Genomic DNA, 25,324 nt, shown 5'->3' on the forward strand with positions numbered 1-25,324 from the left:
TCGTACCGGCGAGCCACCCCTCCCCTACCTACCCGGTCACAGCTTCAGGCGGTGCACACCTCCCTGCACCGTGCCCACGTACAGCCAGCCGCCTGCGGCCGCCAGGCTGGTGGCGTTGAGGTTCTGCAGGCCGGTGGAGATGTTCTGCCAGCTGCGGCCGCCGTCCGTGGAGCGCAGGACGCCTCGGCCCCCGCGCGGCAGGGCCGACTCCCAGTGGCTGGTGGTGGCCGCGTAGAGGGTGCCGCCCACCTGCAGCACGTCGCTGACGCGCAGCGGCAGCTTGCCGGTGTCGGCGGTGCGGAAGGTCTTCCCGCCGTCCGTCGAGACCTTGATCGCGTCGCCGCCGGTCACCATCTTCGACCCGGCGAACTCGATGGTGTCCACGCGTCCGTCGGCGACCTTGGTGATGTCGTCGCCGCCGTTGTCCGAGCGGTAGAGGCCGTCGGGGGCGCCGAGCCACAGCCGGTCCGGGTTCTTCGGGTCGCCCGCGACGGCGGTGAAGTACGTCTGGTCGTTGAGGAGGTTCTTCCAGGTGGTGCCGCCGTCCTCGGTGGAGAACAGGCCCCTGCCCAGAAGATTCGCGTACGCGACATACACGCGGTCGGGGTCGGCGGGGTGCACCGCGATGGCGAACACCGTGCCGTTGCTCGCGCCCTTCTCCTCCCAGGTGGCACCCGCGTCTCCGCTGCGTTCCAGGTGGAAGTCGCCCCAGGCGCCGTTGCGCACCCGCCATGCGATCCGTGAGTCCTTGGCGGAGGTCTGCAGCAGCCTGGTCTCGACGCCGATCATGCCTTCGCCGCCGGTGGTGCCCCACTCGGCGCCGGAGACCGGGAGCTGCGAGCGGTGCGTGCCCTGCCATCCGGCCGCGAGCAGCTGGTTTCCGCTGACGGCGAGGGAGTTGACGGTGCCGCCCTGGACGCCGAGGCGCCGGTAGTCCTTGCCGTCCGCCGTGCCCCGGTAGACACCGGCGGCGTCCGCGGAGACGGTCAGCGTGCCGTCGGCCCAGCGGTCGAAGTCGGAGGTGGTCGAGGCGCGGTTGACGGCCGGCAGGGTGCTCCATCGGCGGCCGTGGTCGCGGCCGACGCGGATGTCCTTGCCGTAGCCGATGTACATGTCGCCGCCGGTGAGGGTCAGGCCCGTACCGCCGTATCCATGGTTGTCGAGCGTGGCCCAGGTCTTGCCGCCGTCGAAGGAGCCGACGACGCCGGAGCCGACCTCGTACACCGCCACGGTCCGGCTGTCCGCGACGACGGTGACGGAGACCTTGCCGCCGGTGGGCTCGTACACCTTGGTGGCCTTGCCGAGGGTGCCGGAGGACAGGCCGTCGCGCTTCCACAGCGACTTGCCCGCCGCGAAGTAGAGGCTGTCGCCGCCGATTGCCACGTCGTAGACGTTGTCGACGGGGATGCCGAGGGGCTCGGTGGCCCAGGTGTCGCCGCCGTCCTTGCTGATCAGCAGGTCGGTGGCGGTGACGGCGACGAGGGCCTTGCCCGCCTCGTCGGTGAGGAAGTCGGTGATGTGCGTGTCGGGGGTGTTCAGTGTCTGCCAGGTGCGGCCGCCGTCCTGGGTGCGCAGGATCGAGCCCGTACGGGGAATGCCGGATCTGCTGTTGGCGGCGTACCACCAGCGTTTGGCGTTGTTCGGGTCGATCACAGTGAAGGCCTGGCCGCCCACGTCACCGAGCGGCAGCCGGGTGTGCTGCTGCCAGGTGGCGCCGTTGTCCTGGGTGGACCAGGGGCCGGGCTTGTTGTACTGGGTCAGGACGGCGGCGCCGGGGGCGCTCGGCGCGGTGGTGATGTCGCCGCTTTCCGAGTTGGGCCCGACGGGCTGCCAGCGGGACGTGCGGCTGTTCGCCGGGGTGACCTCGAAGCCGTCCTGGTTGCTGGTCAGTGTCTTGCCCTCGGCGGTCCGGCCGGTGGCGGACACCAGGTGGGCGCCCTCACCGCGGCCGGTGATCTCCGCCTGGTAGACGTTCGCGGCGCGGAGCGTGGTGGCGACGGTGTACGGGCCGCCGTGCGGCGGGGTGACGGTCAGGACCGGCGGCTTCGCCAGCGGCGCCGGAGTGAAGACGACGGCGGTGGACCTGCCGTCGCTCGGGTCGGGCCCGGCCTGGACGAACAGCTGCCGTACGACCAGGAGGTACGGGACGCGCAGTGCGGTGGCGTGCTCGGGGGTGACGGTGACCGTGCCGCTGATCTCGGCTTCGCCGGCTGGGCGATCTGCCCGCAGCGTCACGGTCGCCGTCGCGCCGGCGCCCGCCGGGATGCGCAGGGTGTCCGGGCTGACCCTGGCCTCGCCGCTCGCCTTCAGGCGGACGGTACGGGCCCTGGTGCCGGAGTTGGTCACCGTGAGCTTCTTGCTGCCGCCGACCGTGCGCTTGGCGAGGTCGGCGAGGCCGAAGGAGAGCGTGGCCGGAGTCGTGGTGATGCCGGTGTCCGCCGTGTCGGCGGCCGCGGCGACGTCGAGGCGGCCGGAGCCGACGGTGCTCGTCCCGGAGTCCTTGAGCTGCTTCGTGGACCCCACCAGCGCGGAGGTGACCTGGGCCGGGCTCTCGCCGGGGTGCAGCTGGCGCAGCAGGGCGGCGGCGCCCGCGGCGTGCGGCGCCGCCATCGACGTACCCGACATGCGGTAATAGCCGGGCTCATAGAGCGACTTGGGGATGGTGGAGCGGATGTGGTAGCCCGGTGCGACCAGGTCCGGCTTCAGGTCCCACCGCGGGTCGGGGCCGCGCGAGGAGAACGAGGCGATCTTGTCGGTGACGTCGGTGCCGCTGATCGTCACCTCGACCTTGCCCGTCGCCAGGCGGCGGCCGAGCTCGGCGTACTGGGTGGAGTCCATGCCGAGCATGACCATGGTGTCCATGCGCAGCGAGTCGCCGGAGGCCTTGAGGGAGTTCTGCGCGGCGAGCGGGATCGAGCCGTCGCGGGAGGGGGCCTGGGGTTGGTCCTGCGACAGCGGGGCCGGTGCGGCGAACACCGGGCCGCCGCCCCCGGACGGCCCGCCGATGAGGGCGAACGCGCCGTGGCGCTCGGCCTCGCGGGCCATCTCGATCTCGGTCATGTACAGATCCCGCGAGGACTGGGCCACCAGCATGTCGACGCGCACGGCCTTGCCCTTGACGTCACCGGCCCGCTCCCAGTCCTGCGCCGTGCCTCGCCCGACATCGACGAGATCGACGGTGACGGGCTTGGCAGGCGGATTCGCGGAGACCAGACCACGGTACGTCTGGATCTTCTCGCCGCCCTTGTAGGCGGCGCTCGGTATCCGCAGCCCGCTGATCGAGGCACCGACCGCGATGACGCCGTCGGCGGCGGCCGGAGTGCCCACGGTGCCCCTGCCCGGACCCTCGTTGCCGGCGGAGGCGACAACCACAACGCCCGCCTTGACGGCGGCGGTCGCGGCCGCACCGAGCGGGTCGGTGCCGTCCCCGTAGCCGCCGAGGCTCATGTTGATGACATCGGCGCGGTGCGGATTGGCGGGGTCGATCGCGGCCTCGATGCCGGCCACGATGTCGGAGGTGTAGCCCTCCCCCGCGTCGTCCATGACCTTGTACGCCAGGATGCTCGCGCCCGGCGCCACACCCGTGACGCCGTCCCGCTCGGCGGCCCTGCCCGCGATGATGCCGGCGACATGGGTGCCGTGGCCGTTGTCGTCCATCGGGTCGGCATCGCCGTTGGCGAAGTCGTAGCCGCCGACGACCTTGTGGCCCTCGCCGAAGCCGCCGCCGAGGTCGGGATGGGTGTAGTCGACCCCGCTGTCCAGGACGGCGACGGTGGTGCCCTTGCCGTCGGCGCTGTTGCCCGCCGGGTCCTTGCGCCGCCACACCTGCGGAGCGTTGATCAGCGGCACACTCGCATCGGTGAGTACGCGCATCTTGGCATCGGGGACCACGGAGGCCACCCCGGGCAGCTGCTTCAGCGCGGCGACCTCGGATGCCTTCACGGTCACCGCGACCGCGTTGAGCAGCAGGTTCAGCGTGCGTGGTGAACCGGCGTGCAGCCCGGCGCCCTTCGCCCGGTTGAGGAACGCCTTCTGCCGGCCCGCGAGGGCGGCCCGGTCCGTGCCGATCGCCCGGGCGTCGGCGGAGCGCAGAACGCCCTTCCCGGTCGCGGCGGCTTCCCCGGCCAGCGTGACGATGACGCGCTGCTCCGGATCCTGGTGGGGGTCCGCGGTGGCGGACTGGGGTACCGCGGACAGCAGGCCGCCAAGGACGGCGACCGCGAGTGCGGCGGTGAGGGTTCTTCGAGGGGTCATGCCGGACCAAGTAATCGGAATCCAGTGGTCCAGACAATGTTTTGGCCTGGCCCATTGCTGCCCCTGGCACATACGGGCCAGGATCATGGCCATGCCCCAGCTGACCGCTGCCGGAATCGACCCGTTCGACGAGAGCGTCTACCGAGCGATCCTTGTCCGCCACACCGCCGCTCCCGCCGAGCTGGCCGACGATCTGTCCTGCTCCCCCGAGCGGGTGGCCCGCGCCCTGGACCGGCTGCGCGAAAACGGCCTGGTAGGGCGGCTCTCCGGAACCCGCCGCCGCTACGCGGCCATTGAGCCGGGCGCGGCCCTGGAGTCCCTGGTCCGCTCCCGTACCGCCGACCTCGACGGCGTACGGGCAGCCGCCGGCGAGCTCTCCCGCCTGTTCACCACGGCCCAGCAGGGCAGCTACGAACAGGTCGAAGTCATCACCGGAGGCGAGGCGTTGGGCCGCTGGTTCGTACAGCTGCAGCAGGAAGCGCGCGAGGAAGTCATCACGCTGGACCGACCGCCGTACGCACTCACCACCTCCAACCCGATCGAGGCGACGGCCCTCACCCGTGGCGTCCGCTATCGCGCGGTGTACGCCCCCGAGGCCCTGGAATGGCCCGGCGTACTGGGCGACATCCGCGAGTTGGTGAACCACGGCGAGCAGGCCCGCGTCCTGCCCGGTCTCCGTATCAAACTCGCCATCGCGGACCGGCGCCTCGCCCTGATGCCGCTCTCCCTCGACTTCACCACGGAGGTACGCGCGGCCGTCATCCGCCCCTCCGCCCTCCTGGACGGACTGATCGACTACTGGGAACTCTGCTGGCGTACGGCCACCCCGCTGGACGCCCCCGCCGACGACCCCCTCAACGAGGAGGACCGCCAGATGCTCACCCTGTTGGTCGGCGGCCTCAAGGACGAGGCGATCGCCCGCCAGTTGGGCTGGTCGGTACGGACGATGCGACGCCGGATCAGCCGCCTCCACGAGGAGCTGGGCGCGGCCAACCGCTTCCAGGCGGGAGTGATCGCGGCCCGCCGGGGGTGGATCTGAAGCCGCGCGTTCTCCCGCCGTACGCCGACATGGTCGGTACCGTGGCTGCGGCGGGTGCGCGCCGGTTCCGGGGGCGAGAGCGGGCCAACCAGGACGGATCCGGCCGCTGTTCGTAGAGAGTTGTCCGCGAACTCTCACGGAATTGTCCGTGATCGGTAACGGACGCATCCCCTGGCCGTCGTTCCTCGTCCTGCCAGGTGGTCGCAAGATGACCGGGAACCGGCGAGGGACTGTGTGAAAGGGGCGGGCATGGCACGGCATGGCGGCGGACGGGGCTGGTACGGCAAGGTGGCCGGGGCGGCGCTCGGGGTGACGTTGCTCGCCACCGGTGCCTCGGTGTGGACCGCGCAGGCCGGTACCGCGAGCGACTCGTCGCCCGAGGCGACCGCGCCGGGCACGCCGGGCACGCCGGGCACGCCGGGCAGTGACGTCAAGCCGGTCGCGGCGACCATCGCGCACGCGTCGGAGGCGGGGGCGCGTGGCATCAACATCACCATCGACGACGGCCCCGACCCCGTATGGACCCCTCAGGTGCTCGACCTGCTGCGGAAGTACGGGGTGAAGGCCACGTTCTGCATGGTGGGGACGCAGGCGCAGGCCCACCCGGACCTCGTGAAGAAGGTGGTCGCGGACGGGCACCGGCTGTGCGACCACTCGGTGTCGCACAACACCGCCATGGACAAGGCTTCCCAGACCTATCAGTCGCAGCAGGTACTCGACGCCGAACGTATGATCACCAAAGCGTCCGGGGGTGTGCGGCCGATGTACTACCGGGCGCCCGGCGGGGCGTTCACCCCTTACAGCCGCGAGCTCGCCGCTTCCCGCGGCATGCGCCCGCTGGGCTGGAACGTGGACAGCAAGGACTTCGAGCGTCCGGGTACGAACGCTATCGTCGCCACCGTCGAGCGGGAGCTTCCCAACGGACCGACAGTCCTCTTCCACGACGCGGGCGGTGACCGTACCCAGACCCTCGCGGCCCTGCGCCGACTCCTCCCCCGGCTCAAGGAGCAGGGTTACTCCTTCGGCTTTCCGGTGCACTGAGCCCCTGCCACCCTGAGCATGGCGGCTCACCAAACCGGCAGGCGGACGGATACGGTCGGGCGTTCCGTCAGACGGGCTCTGTCCGGGCTTTGCGGGCGAGCAGGTGAATCTCCTGGAACTGCCGCCGGTCGGTGGGCTGGGGCTCGCGAACCATCCGGGCCACCTCGGCCAACCCGGACTCGCGCAGCATGGCGGCGAGGTGATCAGGCGACTGTCCGAAGCACAGGCCACCATGACCGTCCGGTGTGGTCCGCGCCGCGTCCGGCGCCACCCCCGTGGGCGCCGGCCTCGGACTCACACCAGGGATTTCAGCAGCCGTCGCTTTGTTCAGCAGCCCGTGTTCGTACTTGCTGAACAAAGCCGTATGGGCTGTGGGCGGAGGGGGTTGGCCGGTGAGCGGCTGTTGCGGGCGTGCCACGCGTGCTGGAGTGGCCTCACGGTGAGCGCCCAAGGCGGGAGGGGACAGCGGTGGGGCGTCGGGAGAAGCCGCTTGACCCGTCCGCGGGAGCGGTCGAGCGTTTCGCGTACGCGTTGCGCACGCTGCGGCAGGAGGCCGGTTCACCGACATACCGGGCCATGGCGCGCAAGGCGGGGTACTCGGTCACCGCCCTGTCCCAGGCCGCCGCCGGGAAGAAACTGCCTTCCCTCGCCGTCGCCCTGGCCTACGCGGAAGCCTGCGGCGCTTGTGTTGACCGCGCCGCGTGGGAGGCGCGCTGGCATGAGGCCGAGCAGGCGCTCCGGTACGCGACCACGGCCGCCCGCGCCGAACAGCAGGCGGACGACCCTGCTCCGTACCGGGGGCTGGCCCGCTACGAGCCGGGCGACAGCGCCCTGCCCTTCGGCCGCGACGCGCTGAGCGAGCGGCTCCTCGACCTCGTCGTCCGGAACCGGGTGAGCGTGGTCCTCGGCCCGTCCGGCAGCGGCAAGTCCTCGCTGCTGCGCGCCGGACTCATCCCCCGCCTCCAACACCCCGATGACACCGGCGGATTACGCATCGCGGCCCTGCGGATCTGCACACCGGGCCCCCGCCCCGCCAGCGAGCACGAAAAGCTCTTCACCCCCCGCGACACCGAGGCAGCCGAAGAAGCCGGGGACGACGCTGTTGTGATCATCGACCAGTTCGAGGAGGTCTTCTCCCTCTGAACCGACCCGGCCGAACGGGAGCGGTTTCTGGACCTGATCCTGGCCGCCCGCACCCCGGACAGCCACCTGCGCGTGGTTCTCGGCGTGCGCGCCGACTTCTATACCCACTGCCTGCGCCACCCCGGCCTCACCGACGTGCTGCGTGAAGCAGCCCTGCCCGTCGGACCGATGGCCTCGACCGAGCTGCGCGAGACAATCACCAAACCCGCCGCCGCCCACGGCTTGATCGTCGAGCGCGCCCTCAGCACCCGCCTGATCGACGACGTCCGCACCGAGCCGGGCGCCCTGCCGCTGATGTCCCACGCCCTCTCGTATCCTCCTCCGGCTGATCACCCCAGGAGACGGGACGCCCGACACCCGCCGTCCCATCACCCGGGACGAAGCCGAGACCGACCGCCCCGGCGACACCGGCGCCGTCCTGGAAAAGCTGGCCCGCGCCCGCCTGCTCACCCTCGACGACGACCGGATCGACCTCGCCCACGAAGCCCTGATCAGCGCCTGGCCCCGGCTCCACGGCTGGATCGACGAGGACCGGGACCGGCTCCGTCTGCACCGCCGGCTCACCGAATCCGCCAAGGCGTGGCAGGACCACCACCGTGACCGCGGCGTGCTCCTGCGGGGCGGGCGGCTGGAAGCCGCGTGGAAAGGGTTCGGTGCGAACGGCGACACGGCGGAACTGACCGGGTTGGAGCGGGAGTTCCTTACGGCGAGCCGGGCGGCGGCGGCCCGGGAACGCAGGCGGAGACGAGCGGCCGTGGCAGCACTGGCGGTACTGGTCGTACTCACCCTCGTCGCCGGAGCCCTGATCTGGCAGGAGAAGCAGACCGTCGACAGGCAGCATGTGCGGGCCGAGGCCCGCAGGATCGCCGCGAACGGCGACGCCACCCGACGGCTCGGCGTACTGCTCGGCGCCTTCCACCGCGCGGGCGACGCCACCCCCAACAAGCCGGTCTCGGCACTCGCCTTCTCCCCCGACGCCCGCACACTCGCCGTCGCGGACACGGCCGGGACCGTACAACTGTGGGACACCGCCTCCCAGTCCCCGCTCGGCCTCCCGCTCCCGGCTGCGGGCGACGAGCCCCTGGCCCTGGCGTTCAGCGGCGACGGCGGGACGCTGTACGTGGCGGGCACGCACGCCCCACCGCAGAAATACGCGATCACCGCGAAGACGCTGGCCGCGCAGGTGTGCAAACGCGCCGGAGGACCCCTGCTGCCCGCCGCATGGCACACCTACCTCCCCGATGTCCCGTACCGGCGGACCTGCTGAAGGCGTTGTCCTATCAGACCGGGTGCCGGCCGCAGGGCCGCTCCGCTCCGTTTTACGGTTTTACGGTCTGACACTCTGACGCGGTCCACTCAGCGAGCGTCCGAGCCCACCGACGGCAGATAGCGCGGTGTCCGCCAGGCCCGCAACCGCTGCTCCACGACGGCCCCCAGCGACAGCAGCCCCGCCTCCTCCCGGTCGCCGGCCATCAGCAGCAGACCCACCGGGAGTTCACCCACGGATCCGGCGGGCACCGACAGCGAGGGGTAGCCCGCGACGGCCGCGGGGGTGGAGGACGGGATCACGTCGTTGTCGCCGCGCGCGCAGTCGGTCGTCCAGGCCGGCGGGTTCGTCGGCGCGGCGATGGCGTCCAGGCGGTGGGCGGCCAGTGTCTCGTCCAGCGAGCGCCGGGCCAGGTCCGTCAACTCCGCCCGTGTGGCGCGGTACCTCGGGTCGGTGGTGGGCGGGGCCGCGAGGGCCTGCTCGAACAGTTCCTGCCCGGCAAAGCAGGTCTGCTCCTGGGGGTGACTGCGGTTGAACGCGATCAGCGCGGCCAGGTCGCGGGGCCCGTTGCGCGTGCCGAGGTAGGCGTCGATGTCCCGGTGGAACTCGCTGAGCAGCGCGGGGAATTCGAGCTCGGCCAGCCGGTCCTGGTACGGGGGCGTCACGTCGACGACCTCGGCACCGGCGTCGCGCAGTTTCGCCGCGGTACGGGTCATCACGGCGTCGACGTCCGGGCCGAGCGAGGGCAGTCGCCACAGCCCGATGCGTTTGCCCCGCAATCCGTCCTGACGGCCCGCCCCCTGACCCTGGAGTGCCCCCTGTTCCCCGGTCAGACCTGGCGGGCGGCGATCGCCGGTGAGCACGGACAGCGCCAGCGCGGTGTCGATGACGTTGCGCGCCATGGGCCCGGCGGTGTCTTGCTCGGCGGAGATCGGCACCACTCCCCTCTGGCTCACCAGGCCCAGGCTCGGCTTGAGGCCGACCACTCCGTTCATCCCGGCCGGACAGACGATGGATCCGTCGGTCTCGGTGCCGATCGCCACCTGGGACAGCGACGCCGCGAGCGCGGCGGCCGACCCGGCGGAGGATCCGCACGGATTGCGGTCCAGGACGTACGGGTTGTGGGTCTGCCCGCCCACCGCCGACCACCCCGATGTCGGCTTCGCCGCACGGAAGTTCGCCCACTCCGACAAATTGGTCTTGCCCAGGATCACCGCCCCCGCCTGCCTCAGCCGCGTCACCAGAGCGGCGTCGTCGCCGGGCGGTTTGCCGGCCAGTGCCAGCGACCCGGCCGTGGTCGGCATGTCCCGGGTGCCGATGTTGTCCTTGAGCAGTACGGGGATGCCGTCGAGCGGTCCGCGCAGCCGGCCGCTGCGATGCCGGGCGTCACTGGCCGCGGCCTGCCGCAGGGCCGACGGGTCGACATGCAGCACCGCGTTGATCTTCGGGTCGATCGCTGCGATCCGCCGCAGATAGACGCGGGTCAGCGCCAACGACGTCAGCGACCCCTTGTCCCTGCGCGCCTGTAGCTCCGGGATCGTCACCGTGTCCAGGTCGATCCCCTCAAGAGACATCGCTCCGGGCGACGGCGTCTTCGCCCCGCTGACGTCCTGCGCGTTGGACCCCGGCGCGGCCGCCAGCAGCGACCCCGCGACCAGGGCAGTGATCAGTGCGCCAACTCCACTCATTCTCATAGGAGTCAGCGCACTACATGCCTCCCCTCCGACGCAAGAGCCCTCCCGGGCGGGAGCTCGGCCAGAACCAGGCGGGCGGCGGCTGCCCAGGTCACTGAGGCGGCGAGACGGCTGCGTACGGTGTGCATCCGTTCGAACTCCTCGTCGCGGCCGACCAGGCACTTCTCGATCCGCGCGGCCCATTCCCCGGCGTCGTCCGCGAAGTTGCCCGTGACCGGAACGATCAAGGGATCGGCGTTGGAGCGGAGTTCCTCGCGCAGTAGCTGCGCCAGTCCGCTCTGGTCGCTGACGAGCACGGGCACGCCGCGCAGGATGGCCTCCTGGCCGACCAGGCCGAAGGCCTCCGAGCGGGACGGCATCACCACCAGCCCGGCCCTGAGCATGTCGGACTCCAGTTTGCGCGGGTCGGACGAGTAGGGGCGTACCACCACGCGCAGGCCGGGACAGCCTGACCAGTCCCGGATGAGCTGCTGCTGTTCATCGGCCTTCTCCGGCGGCGCGCCGCGGACGAACAGCTCGATCGGCTCCCCCGCCGTTCTGCTCCGCAGTTCGTGCACCATTCCGCAGGCCCGGGCGGCGAGGTCGACGCCCTTGAGCCGGACGTCCTCGGTACGGCCGACGAACAGCACCTTGTGCAGCCCGTCCGGCGGGGGTCTGCGGCGCGCGAAGGTGCTCGGCCCACCCCCCGCTCCGGCCGGTCCGGTGGACGTGGGCGGATCGAAACCCGGGTCCAGGCGCAGTGGTTCGGGAACTCCCGCGCCCCAGAGCTCGTTGCTGAAACGGCGTTTCAGCGCCGGGCCGACCGCCACCACTCGGTGGGCCGTCAGACCCAGCTCACGCTCGATCTCGGTGCGCTCCTCGGCCTGCCGGGCGCGGTCGACGCCGTCACCCAGCTTGTGCCATTCGATCTCGTCCGGCGCCATGTGGACGAAGTGCAGCCGACGGGCGTACGGGAAGAAGTCCTCCTTGAGGTGGGCGGCTGCCGGGCCGGTGATGCGGGCGTGTCCGATGACCAGGTCGGGCTGTGTGCCGTGCGGGAGGGTGGGCCGCCGGGTGAGCCGGCCGTAGTCCGGGGCTCCCGGCGCGCCGGGGTGGGTGAGCAGGGTGACGCCCTTCTCCTTGGCGTCGGTCACCTCGGAGGCGTCGGCGTCCAGCACGATGCAGAAGACCTGGGCACCCGCGGCCGCCATCGCCACACACAGGTGCCGGTTGAAGGTGCTCAGCCCGCCGCGGCCCGAGGACCATTCGGTGGCGACGACCAGGACGCAGGGCCGGTCCGACAGGACGCGGGCGGCGGCCAGTTCGGTGGCAGTCACCCCGGCGAGGCCGACGTCGAGCCTGTGGTCGAAGCCGGCGTCTTCGGCCGCTTCGGCGTCCGTGGCCAGGTCCTCATCCGTGGTCATGCCCGCGTCGACGTCGGCGTCAGCGGCCACGTCCTCGTCGGCGGCGGCATAGGACTCCTCGGCCGCGCGAGCCGCGGTGGCCGGGCCGGCGGCGCTGTTGTCGGCCAGCGCCCGCAGCAGCGGCTCCGGCATCGCGTGGCTCAGGTAGGCACTGTCCCGCGCCACTTCGCCGAGGATCCGGCCGGCTGCGGCGTGGGTGGCCAGGTGTTCGAGGATGTACGGGTCCGCCGCGGCCCAGTCGCTTCGCCCGTCGGCCCTGCGCGGGACCAGACGGGCCAGTCCCCGGGCCATGCGCCGCTGCTGCTCCCGCTCGTCGGCGGGCGCCCGCAGGAACTCAGCGAGGGCGACGTGGAAGAGCCGGTGGACGGTGGTGCCGTCGGGCCTGGTGCTGTCGACCACGAGGGTGCCCGCCCGCTCCCGGAACCGCTGGAGCTCCTCGGGCGTACACACATCGCCTGTGAGGGCTTCGACCAGCGGCGCCCACAGTTCGTGAGGCAGGCCCGCCCCCTGCGCGTAGGCGAGCGGCGACAGCAGGCGCTCCGAGCGTGCCTCGTCGCGACCGAGGCGTTGGATCATCAGGCTCTGGAACAGCGAGGGGAGGTGCCCTGCGTTCGACGGAACGGCGTCAGCCCTCAGCACACGCGCCGCCAGCAGGTGAACCATCAGGAAGGAGCGGCCCACCTCACGGCGGGTGACGTCGCGGTCGAACTCCGCCAATATCGCGGAGACCTGGCGGGGGTCCCGAGTCAGCCGGTAGGCGACCTGGTGCAGGGCGTCCTCGTCCCGGTACACGGGCGAGTCGAGGTCGAGAACCTCGACGTGTGGCCTCAGTGAATCCAGTTGAGCCGCGCGCGTCACGACCAGGAGCCGCACGGCGGGAATGCGGCCGAGCGAGCGGATGAAGTCGGCGAGCTCGTCGTCATACGTGGACGGGGCGATCTCGTCGAGGCCGTCGAGGACGATGACGACGGGGTCGGTCCGCGCGCGAAACGCGGCGAGCACGGCTCCCGGGGCCGAGCCCGGGGGCCGGCCAAGTGCCGCGGCCAGGTCGGCGGTCAGGGACCGCAGCCCGTTGACGCCCCGGCCACTGAGCGGGATGACAGCCAGCCCCGGTGGCGGCAGCGTCTGGGGCGCGGTGTTCATCCTGGCCGGGCTGTCGGGGTCGGTCAGTGCCAGGAACCGGCCCAGGAGGGCGGTCTTGCCGGTACCCGGCCCGCCGATGACCGCCAGCGGCGACGCGCCGGGCGCCGCCCGCGCCCAGGAGGCGATCCGGGCCAGGGCGTTCGTCCGCCCCACGAAGAAGTCACCCGGCTCGGCGGGGTGCGCGACGCCGCGGCCGCGCGGCTCGAAGTGGTCGCGGTGCTCGTGCCGCAGCCGGGTCACACCCACGGGGTCGAGGGTGTCGGGCGGCAGGTCCGGCACATATCGGGGGTTCGGGAAGAAGACCTCCGTCTCCTCCACCCGGTGTCCGGCGTAGAAGGGTCCGGGAGTTGTCCCGCGGACCCTGAGATGACGGCGCACCTCCTGGAGCACGTCGGCGAGGGGGAGATAGCGTTGCCGCGGCCCGGCGTACGAATGGGCGAGCGCGTACGTCCAGGCGGCGACCAGGGACACCGCGTTGTCGTCGGTGTTCCGGTTGTACGTGACCAGGTGACACGCGCTGTCCTGCGACCGCGTATGGAGGCTGGGCGCGGCCCATCCGGCCCCCGCCTCCTCGCCGGCTCCCCCCGCGCACACGTCGAGAACGGCCAGGGTGCTTCCCACACCACTGTCGGCGATCATGGCAGTGAGGTCGTCGGCGGCCAGCGACGTGGACGCGCGCCCCCGTTCACTGTCCGAAGCGAGCAGATGCAGACGCGTCCCGTCGGCGACGCCGTGGCCGGCGTAATACACGACCAGCACGTCGTCCGGCCCGAGCCGGGCTTCCCTGGTCCAGCGCACCACCCCGGACCGCAGCTGCTCGGTGGTGGGAGAGGTCCCGAGTTCGGAGAGGACGCGCTCGTACCCGAAGTTCGCGAGCAGGCCGGCCATCCGTTCCGCGTCCGCCCCGGCGCCGGGAAGGTCCGGCAGACGCGGTGAGCGGTACTGGGAGACACCGATGGACACCAGGTAGCGCCGCCCCGCGTCCGTGCTCCGACGGCCCGCTTCGCCTCCGTTCACACCCGTCCCCTCGCTCCGGCACGCGAGCGGAGGCCTCTTGCCGCCCGCCTGCCGACCCTGACGCCGGCACCCCGCTCCCCGTGGGCGCGAGGGTATCGCAGGAGAGGGCAAGGGCGCCCAGGCCCAGTCAGGGTCCGCCAGCGAGCCGACGGACCCTTCGTGAACGGCTGGGGCCGGCCTCAGCCTTGGTGCGGTTGGCTGCCTGGAGGGCGTTGTTGGCCTCGAAGGCGGCCAGCCCGGCCAGCCGTGCGGCCTCATGGGCCGCGACGCCGGCCCGCGCTTCCTGGGCGGTGGCTTCGGCGGCCTGGGTGTCGGTGCGCAGCGCGGCCGCGTGGGTGGCGGCGGCCTCGGCTTCGGCATGGTTCGCGGCCGCGTTGGCTGCGGCGGCCACTCACCCCGACGGCGCCCGGGCGGCCTGTGCCGTCCGGGCCGAATCCCGCCTGTCGGACGAACTTTCCTTGAGCGAGAGGAACATGATGGGCATTCAGGCGCCCAGCCTGTTGCGTGAAGCGACATTTCATGACCTCCATCAGAGGCCGATACGGTCGGATTCATGGAGTGGAACCTTCAGACAGCAGAACAGCTCATGGCTGCCTTGCGCGCCGGTGAAGTGACCTCGGCGGAGCTGACCGACGAGGCGATCGCCCGTATCGAGCGGGACGACAAGGCGATCAACGCGATCTGCGTGCCGGACTTCGAACGTGCCCGGGCCGCCGCGCGCGGTGCCGACCAGGCGCGCGCCCGCGGTGAGGACCGGCCGCTGCTCGGCCTCCCGGTGACGGTCAAGGAGTCCTACAACATCGCCGGGCTGCCCACGACCTGGGGCATGGCGCCGCACCGGGACTACATGCCGGCCGAGGACGCGGTGCAGGTGTCGCGGCTCAAGGCAGCAGGCGCGGTGATACTCGGTAAGACCAATGTGCCCGTGGGACTGCAAGACATACAGAGCTTCAACGAGATCTACGGCACCACCAACAACCCATGGGATCGCGGTCGCACCGCGGGTGGATCCTCCGGCGGATCGGCGGCGGCCCTGGCGTCCGGGTTCGGCCCGCTGTCCATCGGCTCCGACATCGCCGGTTCGCTGCGCACGCCCGCACATTTCTGCGGTGTCTACGCACACAAGCCGACACTCGGACTGGTGGCGGCCCGTGGTATGGTCCCGCCGCTCGCGCCGGCATTGCCGGCCGACCTCGACCTCGCCGTCGTCGGCCCGATGGCGCGCACTGCCCGCGACCTCGTGCTGCTGCTCGACGTCATGGCGGGACCTGACCCGCTGACGCTCGGTGTGGCGCACGACTTGACGCTGCCTCCGGCGCGCCACGAGCGGCTCGGCGACTTCCGGGTCCTGGTCCTCGACGACCATCCGCTCATTCCGACCGGGTCCGCTGTACGGGCGGGCGTGAACCGGGTGGCCGACGCGCTTGCCGAGGCCGGCGCCCGCGTCGAACGGCACAGTTCACTGCTGCCCGACCTGACCGAAGCCGCGCTGCTCTATACGCAGTTGCTGTTTTCGGGCTTCGGTGCGCGTTTTCCCGTCGAAGCGTACGAGCAGATGCGGACCCGCGCCGCCGAACTGAGCCCGGACGACCAGGGTCTCGATGCGGCGCAGCTGCGCGGCATGGTCTTCAGCCACCGCGACTGGATCGAGGCGAACGGCCGTCGCGACCTCCACCGCCACGGCTGGCGGCAGCTCTTCGCCGAGTTCGACGCGGTGGTGTGTCCCATCACCCCCACCCCCGCGTTCCCGCATGACCACAACCCCTATTCGATGGAACGCCGGATCGACATCGACGGCGTCGAATACCCGTACTTCGACCAGCTCGTCTGGGCCGGTGTGGCCACCATGCCCGGCCTGCCCGCCACGGCCATACCGACGGGCCTGTCCCCCGAGGGCCTCCCGGTGGGAGTGCAGCTCATCGGCCCGATGTTCGAGGACCGCACCCCGCTGCGGCTTGCCGAACTGCTCGAGCAGAGGATCGGCGGCTTCCGGGCGCCGCGGTAGGGCGTACTACACGCTTCAGGGAAACTGACGCGACCCCCGCCTCAGACCGAGGAATCGGGGGTCGCGCTCCGCCGAGGCGGGTGAGCAGGTCAGGCGGGGTTGATGTTCTCCGCCTGGGGGCCCTTCTGGCCCTGGGTGACGTCGAACGTCACGGTCTGGCCCTCCTGGAGCTCACGGAAGCCCGAGGAGTTGATCGCCGAGTAGTGGGCGAAGACGTCAGGGCCGCCGCCATCCTGGGCGATGAAGCCGAAGCCCTTCTCCGCGTTGAACCACTTCACAGTTCCTGTAGCCATGTCTCATGCCTTCCAGCCGATGAACGCCTCCCGCACCATGCGGAAGACGGAGGTGATCGCCCTGGTCCCTGCGGCACAGCACAGCAAAACGCCCACGCCGAAGGCGTGGGCAAAGGGAACTTCCGAACCACGACAGCTAACGCATACGCTACACGCCCGCACACCCCGTCACCATAGGAAACAACCCACTCGGACGACACACCCCGCCATACACCCCGCCATGTGCGCGCGGGACCCGACGGTGCCCGGCGGGTTCCTGCTGCCTGCTTCCTCAGTCCACGGACTCCGCGTTCGTCGATTTGGCGGCCTTGCGGTACTCGGCGTTGATGCGCTGGGCTTCTTCGAGCTGGTCTTCGAGGATGATGATGCGGCAGGCGGCCTCGATGGGGGTGCCGTGGTCGACGAGTTCCCGGGCGCGGGCGGCGATGCGCAGCTGGTAGCGGGAGTAGCGGCGGTGGCCGCCCTCCGAGCGCAGCGGGGTGATCAGGCGGGCTTCGCCGATGGCGCGGAGGAAGCCCTGGGTGGTGCCGAGCATCTCGGCGGCCCTGCCCATCGTGTAGGCGGGGTAGTCGTCGTCATCGAGACGGTCGAACGAAGTGTCTGCGGTCATTTGCACCTCTCTCATGGAACGCGTCGAGGGGCCCTGATGCCGTACGGCACCAGGGCCCCGAAGGAACTTGTTACACCATCTGCCGGCCCTGGTGTTGCGCGGGCCTTCTGTTTCCGCTGACCCGACCGAAATGCTGCCGGGTGCGCGGGGATCCTGGTTGCTTGACCGGAGACCACCTCACTGTCGATGTCCTGCGGTACCTGGGCCTACGTGCGCCCGGGTGATCCTGATGGCGTGGGTTCCTCCGTTCTTTCCCTCAGTGATGAACTTCTTCCTACGGGTACTGCTTACTGCTGGGTACTGCGTACTGCACTTCGCGGGTACCGCCACTGCCATGAGCGCGGTCCCGCTGATGGCGGCCCCTGATCACTGCGGGCCGCCCGGCCCGGTCGCCAGTCCCGTCGCCTTCCTGCAACAACCTGGCTTCGGAACTCCGCCACCGCGCCGTCCTGCGAACTGCACCTGCTTGTCCTGCTGACCGGCAGTTCATCTCTGCCAGGCCTTGCTTCCCTTTGGGCTACGAGAGAAACCCTAACCACGACACAGCCCAATGTCTACTCCGGCCAACACAGATTTTCTCGTGCCCGACAGGGAGGCAATCGGCCTCGAACAGCGGCGGAGGGGATGCGGGCCTTCACCGCGCCCTGGCCCAGTCCGGTCTGCTGCGCCCCGCGCGATGCGCTTTGCCGGAGCAGCAGTTCCAGGACGCCTGCGGACCCGATGTCAGACGGTGAGAACGATCTTGCCCCGGGTCCGGCCTTCCTGGTTCAGGCGCCAGGCATCCGCCGCTTCGGCCAGCGGGAAGGTCCGCTCGACATTCACCTTGAGCTTCCCGGCATCCGCGAGCCGTGCGAGCTCGGTCAGGTCCTCGCTGACCGGACGGACCCAGAGCGAGTGCCCGCCCTTCTCGACAGCCGTCTGGTCTGCGATGGACACGATGCGCTCCCGCTGCTTGAGCAGAGCCTGTGACAGATCGACGACCCCGCCCCCGACGAAGTCGAGCGCCGCGTCCACACCCTCCGGTGCGAGCGCGCGTACGCGCTCCTCCAAGCCGTCCCCGTACGTCACGGGCTCAGCGCCGAGCCCACGCAGGAACTCGTGGTTCCGCTCGCTTGCGGTGCCGATCACCCGGGCGCCGAGGGCCACCAGGATCTGCACGGCGAACGCCCCGACACCACCGGCGGCGGCGTGCACCAGCACCGTCTCGCCCGCCGTCACCCCCGCCCGCTGGACCGACTGGTAGGCGGTCAGCCCCGCCAGCGGCACGCCCGCCGCCTCTTCCCAGCTCAGCGCGGCGGGCTTACGCGCCACACAGCGGACGGGCGCGGCGACGAGTTCGGCGTACGCGCCCTGCTGCACCCAGTCCTTGCGCGCGTAGGCGAAGACCTCGTCTCCCACCTGGTACTCGGGCACGTCCAGGCCGACCGCTTCCACCACGCCCGAGACGTCCCATCCCGAGATCAGCGGGAAGGCGACTTCCATGATCGGATCGAGGTATCCGGCGGCCAGTTTCCAGTCGACCGGGTTGACCCCGGCCGCCTTCACCCTGATCAGGACCTCGCCGGGCGCCACCTTGGGATCGGGCAGATCCACGAGCCGCAGGTCGTCAGCAGAACCGTACTTTTCCAGCGCAATTGCCTTCATGATCAGCACAAACAGCAGCCCGTCCCACGCCATTCCCGGGCAAGCGGGATACACCCAGAAAGGCGGCAGCCCCGCGACTGCCGTATCCGATCCGCCGCCCGACCGCCGCGCAGGGACCCAGCCGCCTGCCTGCCCCTGCCCCGCCCGGGCCGCCGCATACGCAAAAGACGCTCGGCCGGGTGATCCCGGCCGAGCGTCTTCGTATGTCTGTCTGCTACCGCTGGTGGCTTAGTACCAGTGGTGGGTCTGCCAGAAGTTCCAGGCGCCGACGGGGCTGCCGTAGCGGGAGTTCATGTAGTCCAGGCCCCACTTGATCTGGGTGGCGGGGTTGGTCTTCCAGTCCGCACCGGCAGAAGCCATCTTCGAGGCCGGAAGGGCCTGGACCAGGCCGTAGGCGCCCGAGGAGGAGTTCGTGGCGGTGTGGTCCCAGCCGCTCTCGTGGGACACGATGTTGCTGAAGGCCTGGAACTGCGCAGGGTCCTTGATCATCTGCTGGGCGATCGCCTTGGCGCTCGTCGGGGCCGCCGCCTGGGCGGGCACCGTGGCGAGCATGGAACCGGCGGCGCCGAGGGCGACGACGGCACCCGCGAGGGTCTTCTTCGAAGCGGCGATACGGCGGATGACGGAGTTGGACACAGGCTGACCTTCCGAAGGGGACGAGGGCAGTCGCGGCATGCCGAAGACATGCGTGAGCCACTCACGCGAGGGAGAGGGGTTCGTCTGGCGGCGGGGAGAAACACCCGTACCGCTCCGGCGACTCATCCAGTTCTACCGACGTCCCCACGGCCTGGCAACGACCCCTCTTACTAGGGAGCCTCGCAGCCAGAGACCAGCGTCCCCACGACCACCGCAGGGCGATCCGTGCAGGTGGGAGCGGACACGAGGCAGCGCCACAGGGGCCTGTGGGAACTACGAGCCTCGCTCGTACGTGACGTGGGTCCTATGGGGCGAGTCACCCTCCAGGCGCCCGGATCTCACTCTCAGCAACCGGACGTACCCTTTTTGAGTGCCGGTTGAACGAGGCGGAAACCTCGGAAACAGGGGGATTCGCGAGGCTGGACGCTGCACTTCACAGGTCCGGTGCCATCGGCTTGACCTTGGGCATGCCCGCCGGACCAGGCGCCCGTCCGCCTCAGGCTGGCCGCGATCGTTCCCGTGGCACGGCAAACTGCCCGTGGCAGCACCTGCCACGGGCAGCGTTCGGTCCGTCGGGGTGCGACCGCCCACCGACGCGTCGCCGAGAAGAATTACGCGGCCGGGGCATAGCCCATCGCAGCGCGCGCAAGGGAATCGGCATGTGATGCCGACAACCGAATCGTGTCCGCCTCCCCCTTCTGAACCGGACGATGCACGGCCCCACGAACACCAACGGCGGCCTGGAACCCGTACGGCGTGCATGTGGATCGGCGGGCGCCTGCCGAATCGATCTCATCGCAGATCAGCCCGCACTCGCCCGAGAATTCTGAGCGAGCCGGAAGAGACCTTCAGTAGATCGCCGACATCGTCAACGTGTCCCGCCCAGCGGTGTAAGACCACTTGGACAAGACCGAGACCGCGCCCGCCAGCCCGACATGACTGTGCTCGCGAAACCCTCGCCGCTACTTAATGGCTGAAGTAAAGGACAGGGGTCGGGAGCCTGGTCAGGGCGTAGCGCTGCCCTGCGGAGACATGTGCCACTGGGGCGGCTGCTGAACCTGGGGCGCTTGCTGCGCCTGCTGGGGCTGCTTGGGCTGAGCCGGCTTCTGGATCTGCGGCGGCTTCTTCGGCTGACCCGGCTCCTGGATCTGCGACGGCTGCTCCACCTGCGACGGCTGCTTCGGCTGACCCGGCTTCATAGCCTGCGACGGCTGCTTGGCCTGGCCCGGCTCCTGGATCTGCGGCGGCTTCTTGGGCTGGCCCGGCTCCTGGATCTGCGGCGGCTGCTTGGGCTGACCCGGCTGCTCCACTTGCGAAGGCTGCTTCGGCTGCTCCACCTGCGACGGCTGCTTCGGCTGGCCCGGCTCCATAGCCTGCGGCGGCTGCTTGGGCTGACCCGGCTGCTCTATCTGCGACGGCTGCTTCGGCTGCTCGACCTGGGACGGCTGCTGCGGCTGCTGCTGGGTCGACTGCGCCTGTGCGGGCTGCTTGGCCGGAGGCAGGTCTGCCGGCGGGGCCGGGGGGTCGGTGCGGTCGTCGCCCGTGTCGCGTACGGCAAGGTTTTCCACAGAAGTGCTGGCCGCGTTATGTCGGGCGGAGGCGGATCCGTGAGCGTCGGCGGCGGCGTGAGCGGGGATGCTCGCTGCTGCGGTGAGCAGTGCCGTGACGGCCGTGGCAGCGGCCACGAGTGTGGCTCGGCGGACGGTCGTGTGATGAGAGCGCATGAACAGGCTCCTTCGGTTTGGCTCTTCGGCCGACCGTGCGCTTACGGTCGGCCCGTCTCCCAGGCCATCACCGAGCGCACAGTGCTGCCACTGAGCGGCCACCAAAGGGGTCACAGCTGGGGGTGACGCGGCCGTTGGAGGTGACGCCGCCGTACTCAGCGTTGGGCCACACGCTTCTATGGCTTCCCCGCCGAGCACTGCGTGCATCCGAGAACGGCCGCCTCCCCGAACGACGACCGCAACCGAGGCCGGCCATCGGTCATGGCACCAGGTCACGGGCGCGGGAAGCGGGTGCGCATCGCGGCGATGCAGGTGTCCCGGGAGGTGGGCCCGCCGAACCGGAGACGATCGTAGGAGGTGAACGCCGGTTCCAGCGCGTCGAGTTCATCGATCAGAACGTGCAGCCGTTCTGCCCACTGCGCTGAACCGGCGTCCGGCTCGTTCACGGCGGTAGTGATCGCGGTCGTCAGGTGATCCTTGCGTTGGATGGAGGCCGGGGTCACCGAGCGCAGGCACACGTACTGGCCGGTGAGATACGCGTTCCACTCGGCCTTTCCGGCGACCCGGTCGGCCCAGTGAGCGGTGAACCATGCTTCGAGCCGGTCTACGCCACCCGCCGCGTCGGCGAGCGCGAACAGGTCGGCCGGCACCATCTCGGCACCGTCGGAGCGCAGATATCCCGGAAGCGGCAGTTGCCGCCGCAGCATCAGCCGACGGACCGCGTCACTGTCACGGCCATGGACCGCGCACAGTTCCTCCAGGGAAACGAACTGCGCGGTGACATACGTATCGTCGGCATCGGTCATCGGGTGATCGCCGTTGACCTCGCGGAATCGCTCGGCGAGTCGCTGCTTCAGGGCTGTGTGCACCGCTGTCTGCACCATGGGGGGTCCTTCCGCGTCACCCGCGCGGGCCTCTCCCGCACAGGGCTCCGCACGCTACCGGTGGGACGGTTCGGCACTCACCGAACCATCGAATGCATCCAGCGCGCGAGGAACCCCGCCCGCAGCAGAGGCAGGGAACGGGCCCGGTCGCTCACCCGGGCCAGACGCCCGTCGAGCGGCGGAACGCCGTCGCTCCCCCTCGTTCCACCGCCGCCCGGATCACCGCGAACGTGGCACCCTCCAGGGCGGACGCCACCAGCACCTCGGGCCACCGCCGATCCTCGTCCAGCGGTTTGGGCGGCTCCTCGTCGGTGTTGATGCGCTTCCAGGCCCCGCGGAAGGCCTGCCCCGCGACCACCCCGGCGAGCACACCCGTCACCAGGCCGATCGGCTTGTAGAGCAGCTTGGCGGGGTTCACGACCGGCCCTCGCGGGCGAACCGCCGACGCAGTACGAACACACCGACGGCGGTGGCGGCACCGGCCACCAGGACCGACCTGGTGTGGCTGCGGCACACCCACGCCACCTTGGCCACCGTCTGCCGCACAGGCTCGGGAGTGTGCTCCTGGACCGCGTGAGCGGTCTTGGCGGCGGCCTGCTGGACCCCGGCCGTAACCTCGACGGCTTTGTCCTGGGCCCGCTTCACATCCGCCTTGGCGGCGAGCCGGCCGGCCCTCTCCCCGAGCCGGTCGCGGGTCTGCTCCAGCCCGGCCTGCGCGGCCACCAAGGTCTGGTGCTCACGAAAACTCATCGGTATGCCCTTTCGTTCAGTTGCGTGTCACGCCGGGCGCCCGCCCGGCGTGTTCCGTTCCGGTCTCGCTGCCGAGTCACCCGGTGTGGGCAGCGCAAACGCCCGCGGAGCGGTGAGCGGTCAGGAGCTGGCCTGCCCGGGGCCGTGCTGCTGGGGCCATGTGCGGGTGTCGCGCGGCTCGACGTACGGCTCCGCGTCCTCGGGCAGACCACCGGCGATGGCCCTCTGCCGGGCGAGCTCGGCGTCGAATTCCAGGCCGAGGAGGATCGCCAGGTTCGACAGCCACAACCACACCAGGAAGATGACGACGCCACCCAAAGCGCCGTACGTCTTGTTGTACGAGCCGAAGTTGGCCACGTACAGCGCGAATCCTCCGGACGCGAGCAGCCACAGCAGTACGGCGACGATGCTGCCGGGGGTCAGCCAACGGAAGCCGGGCCCACGGACGTTGGGCGCCCGCCAGAACAGCAGGCCGAGCATCACGACGAACAGGGCGAGCAGCACGGGCCACTTGGCGATGGACCAGATGACGACGGCCGTGTGCCCGACGCCGAAGACCTCGCCCGCGCGCTCGGCCAGCGGACCGGTGAACACCACGATCAGCGCGCTGGCGGCGAGCAGGATCATGAGGGCCAGGGTCAGCAGGATCCGCAGAGGGGTGAGTTTCCACACCGGGCGGCCTTCGGGCAGGTCATAGACGGCGTTGGCGGCCCGGATGAAGGCCGCGACGTAACTCGACGCGGACCACACGGCCGCCGCCAGGCTGACGGCCGCCACCACCCCGCTGCCGCCGCCGCTGTCGCGCAGTTGCAGTACGGCTTCGCTCAGCAGGTCCCGCACGGCGCCGGGCGCCAGCTGTTGGAGGTCGTCGAGGACCGAGTTGGTGGCGGACTCGCCGATCACGCCGAGGAGGGAGACGAGTACCAGCAGCGTCGGGAACAGGGACAGTACGCCGTAGTACGTCAGCGCGGCGGCGCGGTCGGAGAGTTCGTCGTCGAGGAGCTCCTTGCCGGTGCGCCGCAGCACCGACCACCACGAGCCGGCGGGCAGTTCGGTGGGCTCGTCCGGCTCGGCCTTTTCGACCCGGTGGCCGGGACCGACGCGCGGCCTCTTCTCCCGCGCCTTCTCCGCCTCGCTTCGGTGCCTTCGCCTGCCCAGGACTCTCATACGGATACGGATTGCCCGAAGCGGGGAGTCCAATCGGAGAGGTTCCCTGGAGCCCCCGCACGTCGGGCCGCGGACACCTCTTGGCCGACGGCTGACGACGTGTGCTCCGGGCGGCCGAACTGAACGAGCGTTCCGCCTCGGCTACTGGTCAGCTGGGAGTGCCCCAGCAGTCGACCGACAGAGGGACCCCATGCCGATCATCATCGTCTTCGACATCCCCGGCGCCACCCAGGCCCAGTACGAGCAGGTCACCGCCAAGATGACCGGCGGCCCCGGCCTGAGCAAGCGCTCGGACTGGCCGGTGCCCGGTCTGATCTCCCACGCCACCGGCCCCAGCCCCACCGGGTGGTTCGTGACGGACGTCTGGGAGTCCAGGGAGGCGTTCGAGAAGTTCGGGGAGAAGCTCGCCCCCCTGATGCGCGAGGCCGGAATGCCGGAGGCCGAGCCGAAGATCTACGAAGCGTTCAACGTGGTGACCAGCTGACTTCGGCGGCCGGTGCCCCAGCCCCCGCGGTCCCGCCGGTTTCGGCGGGCCGGGGGGCTTCATCGGGTGAGCCACCACCTGCGGCCCGGCGTCCCGGGTGGTGGCGAGGTCCACACGCCGGTCCAGGGGCGAGTCCCTGAGAGCACTTCTGGTGGGGCCGCAAACAATTCTGGCGCCGGAGCACCGGAAGGTAAATGCGTCGACAACTCCCCTCGGCGCTCGGCAAAGTGGCTGTCCGTGACGAGTAGTGAGCTCTGGACCCGCGCGACCGCCGACCGTTACGACACCGAAGAGACCGAGATGTTCTCGGACGCCGTCCTCGGACCGGCTCTCACCTTCCTTGCCGAGCTCGCCGGAGACGGCCGGGCTCTGGAATTCGCCATCGGAACCGGACGAGTAGGCGTCCCGCTCCGCGAACGCGGCGTGCGGGTGGCGGGCATCGAACTGTCCGAGCACATGGCCGCGGTCCTGCGGCGCAAGACCGACGAGGCCACGCTCCCGGTAACGATCGGGGACATGGCCACCACCGTCGTCCCCGGCGAGTTCACCCTGGTCTATCTCGTCTACAACACGATTACGAACCTGCTCACGCAGGACGAGCAGGTCGAATGCTTCCGCAACGCCGCGCGTCATCTGGCGCCCGGCGGCCGGTTCGTCATCGAGCTGGGTGTACCGCCGCTGCGGTTCCTGCCTCCCGGCCAGGTCGCGGTGCCGTTCGACGTCTCCGAACAGCATCTCGGCTTCGACACCTTCGACCTCGTCGAGCAGATTCTCGTCTCCCACCACTTCACGCGCGACGGCGCCGAGGGCCACTACCGCCGCGACAGCTCCCGGCACCGGTACGCCTGGCCCTCAGAGCTCGACCTGATGGCCCGGATCGCCGGCCTTGAGCTGGAACGTCGCGTCGCGGACTGGCACGGGGCACTGTTCACCCAGGACTCCGCGAAGCACATCTCCGTATGGCGCAAGCCGGCCTGAGGCCGGCCACCGGTCCGTGCCCCTGCCCGTCGCGGAACACTGCCGAGCCGGACGGCTAGGGCCTGTCGTCAAATTCCCGTCGTCGCCCGAAGGGCGGTCCGGCGGCGTCTGGTGCGTGCTCTCGGCGCGCCGGGCGAGAGCCCTCGTA

At 70.7% G+C, this 25,324-nt stretch carries 19 protein-coding genes and 2 pseudogenes; 7 read left to right on the plus strand and 14 right to left on the minus strand.

What is annotated here, in order from left to right:
- Window positions 1-36 precede the first annotated feature (36 nt).
- Window positions 37-4,254, minus strand: coding sequence for a S8 family serine peptidase (locus AB0G17_RS33860; protein ID WP_361390925.1), 4,218 nt, complete (start codon window positions 4,252-4,254; stop codon window positions 37-39).
- 91 nt (window positions 4,255-4,345) lie between these two features.
- Between AB0G17_RS33860 and AB0G17_RS33865 the strand changes: the two genes are divergently transcribed.
- Window positions 4,346-5,293, plus strand: a complete 948-nt coding sequence (locus tag AB0G17_RS33865) for a helix-turn-helix domain-containing protein (protein ID WP_361390927.1) — start codon at window positions 4,346-4,348, stop codon at window positions 5,291-5,293.
- Between the two features lie 249 nt (window positions 5,294-5,542).
- The gene (locus AB0G17_RS33870) at window positions 5,543-6,334 is read left to right on the plus strand and encodes a polysaccharide deacetylase family protein (RefSeq protein ID WP_361390929.1); all 792 of its coding nucleotides are present in this window, start codon (window positions 5,543-5,545) and stop codon (window positions 6,332-6,334) included.
- Window positions 6,335-6,401: 67 nt separating this feature from the next.
- Here AB0G17_RS33870 and AB0G17_RS33875 read toward each other — a convergent pair.
- Window positions 6,402-6,542: pseudogene (locus tag AB0G17_RS33875) on the minus strand (SAM-dependent methyltransferase); the annotation flags it as partial.
- Between the two features lie 368 nt (window positions 6,543-6,910).
- Between AB0G17_RS33875 and AB0G17_RS33880 the strand changes: the two are divergent.
- Both AB0G17_RS33880 and AB0G17_RS33885 read left to right on the plus strand, forming a co-directional pair.
- Window positions 6,911-8,021 (plus strand): annotated as a pseudogene (locus AB0G17_RS33880) (hypothetical protein); the annotation flags it as partial.
- A gap of 210 nt (window positions 8,022-8,231) precedes the next feature.
- On the plus strand, window positions 8,232-8,744 hold the full coding sequence (locus AB0G17_RS33885; protein ID WP_361390959.1) for a hypothetical protein: 513 nt from the start codon (window positions 8,232-8,234) through the stop codon (window positions 8,742-8,744).
- A gap of 89 nt (window positions 8,745-8,833) precedes the next feature.
- Here AB0G17_RS33885 and AB0G17_RS33890 read toward each other — a convergent pair whose 3' ends face one another.
- The 3 genes from AB0G17_RS33890 to AB0G17_RS33900 form a co-directional block, all read right to left on the minus strand.
- Window positions 8,834-10,438, minus strand: coding sequence for an amidase (locus AB0G17_RS33890; protein ID WP_361390931.1), 1,605 nt, complete (start codon window positions 10,436-10,438; stop codon window positions 8,834-8,836).
- 5 nt (window positions 10,439-10,443) lie between these two features.
- Window positions 10,444-14,001 carry a caspase family protein gene (locus tag AB0G17_RS33895; RefSeq protein ID WP_361390933.1) on the minus strand — a complete coding sequence of 1,186 codons (3,558 nt, stop codon included), beginning with the start codon at window positions 13,999-14,001 and terminating at the stop codon, window positions 10,444-10,446.
- 127 nt (window positions 14,002-14,128) lie between these two features.
- Complete coding sequence (locus AB0G17_RS33900; protein ID WP_361390935.1) at window positions 14,129-14,392, minus strand: hypothetical protein; 264 nt, start codon at window positions 14,390-14,392, stop codon at window positions 14,129-14,131.
- Window positions 14,393-14,554: 162 nt separating this feature from the next.
- Between AB0G17_RS33900 and AB0G17_RS33905 the strand changes: the two genes are divergently transcribed.
- Window positions 14,555-16,006: an amidase gene (locus AB0G17_RS33905; RefSeq protein ID WP_361390937.1), complete on the plus strand. Its 1,452-nt coding sequence runs from the start codon at window positions 14,555-14,557 to the stop codon at window positions 16,004-16,006.
- A gap of 89 nt (window positions 16,007-16,095) precedes the next feature.
- On the opposite strand, the gene AB0G17_RS33910 is transcribed toward AB0G17_RS33905, so the two are convergent.
- The 9 genes from AB0G17_RS33910 to AB0G17_RS33950 all read right to left on the minus strand — a co-directional run bounded on the left by AB0G17_RS33910 (window position 16,096) and on the right by AB0G17_RS33950 (window position 23,714).
- Complete coding sequence (locus AB0G17_RS33910; RefSeq protein WP_030224583.1) at window positions 16,096-16,299, minus strand: cold-shock protein; 204 nt, start codon at window positions 16,297-16,299, stop codon at window positions 16,096-16,098.
- 271 nt (window positions 16,300-16,570) lie between these two features.
- Window positions 16,571-16,909, minus strand: coding sequence for a MerR family transcriptional regulator (locus AB0G17_RS33915; RefSeq protein ID WP_361390939.1), 339 nt, complete (start codon window positions 16,907-16,909; stop codon window positions 16,571-16,573).
- Window positions 16,910-17,632: 723 nt separating this feature from the next.
- A complete protein-coding gene (locus AB0G17_RS33920; RefSeq protein WP_361390941.1) occupies window positions 17,633-18,553 on the minus strand; it encodes an NADP-dependent oxidoreductase in 921 nt (306 codons plus the stop codon).
- 228 nt (window positions 18,554-18,781) lie between these two features.
- Window positions 18,782-19,189, minus strand: coding sequence for a transglycosylase SLT domain-containing protein (locus AB0G17_RS33925; RefSeq protein WP_361390943.1), 408 nt, complete (start codon window positions 19,187-19,189; stop codon window positions 18,782-18,784).
- 1,004 nt (window positions 19,190-20,193) lie between these two features.
- Window positions 20,194-20,913, minus strand: a complete 720-nt coding sequence (locus AB0G17_RS33930) for a hypothetical protein (protein ID WP_361390945.1) — start codon at window positions 20,911-20,913, stop codon at window positions 20,194-20,196.
- 272 nt (window positions 20,914-21,185) lie between these two features.
- On the minus strand, window positions 21,186-21,797 hold the full coding sequence (locus tag AB0G17_RS33935) for a DUF6058 family natural product biosynthesis protein (RefSeq protein ID WP_361390947.1): 612 nt from the start codon (window positions 21,795-21,797) through the stop codon (window positions 21,186-21,188).
- A gap of 151 nt (window positions 21,798-21,948) precedes the next feature.
- The gene (locus AB0G17_RS33940) at window positions 21,949-22,215 is read right to left on the minus strand and encodes a DUF4235 domain-containing protein (protein ID WP_361390949.1); all 267 of its coding nucleotides are present in this window, start codon (window positions 22,213-22,215) and stop codon (window positions 21,949-21,951) included.
- Window positions 22,212-22,547, minus strand: coding sequence for a hypothetical protein (locus tag AB0G17_RS33945; protein ID WP_361390951.1), 336 nt, complete (start codon window positions 22,545-22,547; stop codon window positions 22,212-22,214). The genes AB0G17_RS33940 and AB0G17_RS33945 overlap by 4 nt, the downstream gene beginning before the upstream one ends.
- 120 nt (window positions 22,548-22,667) lie before the next feature.
- Entirely contained in the window at window positions 22,668-23,714 is a 1,047-nt protein-coding gene (locus tag AB0G17_RS33950; protein ID WP_361390953.1) for a YihY/virulence factor BrkB family protein, read from the minus strand.
- Window positions 23,715-23,904: 190 nt separating this feature from the next.
- Here AB0G17_RS33950 and AB0G17_RS33955 point away from each other — a divergent pair, with 190 nt between their 5' ends.
- Window positions 23,905-24,198 (plus strand): hypothetical protein, encoded by a 294-nt coding sequence (locus AB0G17_RS33955; RefSeq protein WP_361390955.1) that lies wholly within the window; start codon window positions 23,905-23,907, stop codon window positions 24,196-24,198.
- A 237-nt stretch (window positions 24,199-24,435) separates the two neighbouring features.
- Window positions 24,436-25,176 (plus strand): class I SAM-dependent methyltransferase, encoded by a 741-nt coding sequence (locus tag AB0G17_RS33960; protein ID WP_361390957.1) that lies wholly within the window; start codon window positions 24,436-24,438, stop codon window positions 25,174-25,176.
- Window positions 25,177-25,324 lie beyond the last annotated feature (148 nt).

This window comes from Streptomyces sp. NPDC023838, from assembly GCF_040639555.1.
Classification (GTDB): Bacteria; Actinomycetota; Actinomycetes; order Streptomycetales; family Streptomycetaceae; genus Streptomyces.

Bases quoted from the DNA above. Each gene is read 5' to 3' on its own strand.
- AB0G17_RS33860 (WP_361390925.1), bottom strand. From the start codon at position 4,254: ATGACCCCTCGAAGAACCCTCACCGCCGCACTCGCGGTCGCCGTCCTT.
- AB0G17_RS33865 (WP_361390927.1), top strand. From the start codon at position 4,346: ATGCCCCAGCTGACCGCTGCCGGAATCGACCCGTTCGACGAGAGCGTC.
- AB0G17_RS33870 (WP_361390929.1), top strand. From the start codon at position 5,543: ATGGCACGGCATGGCGGCGGACGGGGCTGGTACGGCAAGGTGGCCGGG.
- AB0G17_RS33890 (WP_361390931.1), bottom strand. From the start codon at position 10,438: ATGAGAATGAGTGGAGTTGGCGCACTGATCACTGCCCTGGTCGCGGGG.
- AB0G17_RS33905 (WP_361390937.1), top strand. From the start codon at position 14,555: ATGGAGTGGAACCTTCAGACAGCAGAACAGCTCATGGCTGCCTTGCGC.
- AB0G17_RS33910 (WP_030224583.1), bottom strand. From the start codon at position 16,299: ATGGCTACAGGAACTGTGAAGTGGTTCAACGCGGAGAAGGGCTTCGGC.
- AB0G17_RS33915 (WP_361390939.1), bottom strand. From the start codon at position 16,909: ATGACCGCAGACACTTCGTTCGACCGTCTCGATGACGACGACTACCCC.
- AB0G17_RS33920 (WP_361390941.1), bottom strand. From the start codon at position 18,553: ATGAAGGCAATTGCGCTGGAAAAGTACGGTTCTGCTGACGACCTGCGG.
- AB0G17_RS33930 (WP_361390945.1), bottom strand. From the start codon at position 20,913: ATGCGCTCTCATCACACGACCGTCCGCCGAGCCACACTCGTGGCCGCT.
- AB0G17_RS33935 (WP_361390947.1), bottom strand. From the start codon at position 21,797: ATGGTGCAGACAGCGGTGCACACAGCCCTGAAGCAGCGACTCGCCGAG.
- AB0G17_RS33945 (WP_361390951.1), bottom strand. From the start codon at position 22,547: ATGAGTTTTCGTGAGCACCAGACCTTGGTGGCCGCGCAGGCCGGGCTG.
- AB0G17_RS33950 (WP_361390953.1), bottom strand. From the start codon at position 23,714: ATGAGAGTCCTGGGCAGGCGAAGGCACCGAAGCGAGGCGGAGAAGGCG.
- AB0G17_RS33955 (WP_361390955.1), top strand. From the start codon at position 23,905: ATGCCGATCATCATCGTCTTCGACATCCCCGGCGCCACCCAGGCCCAG.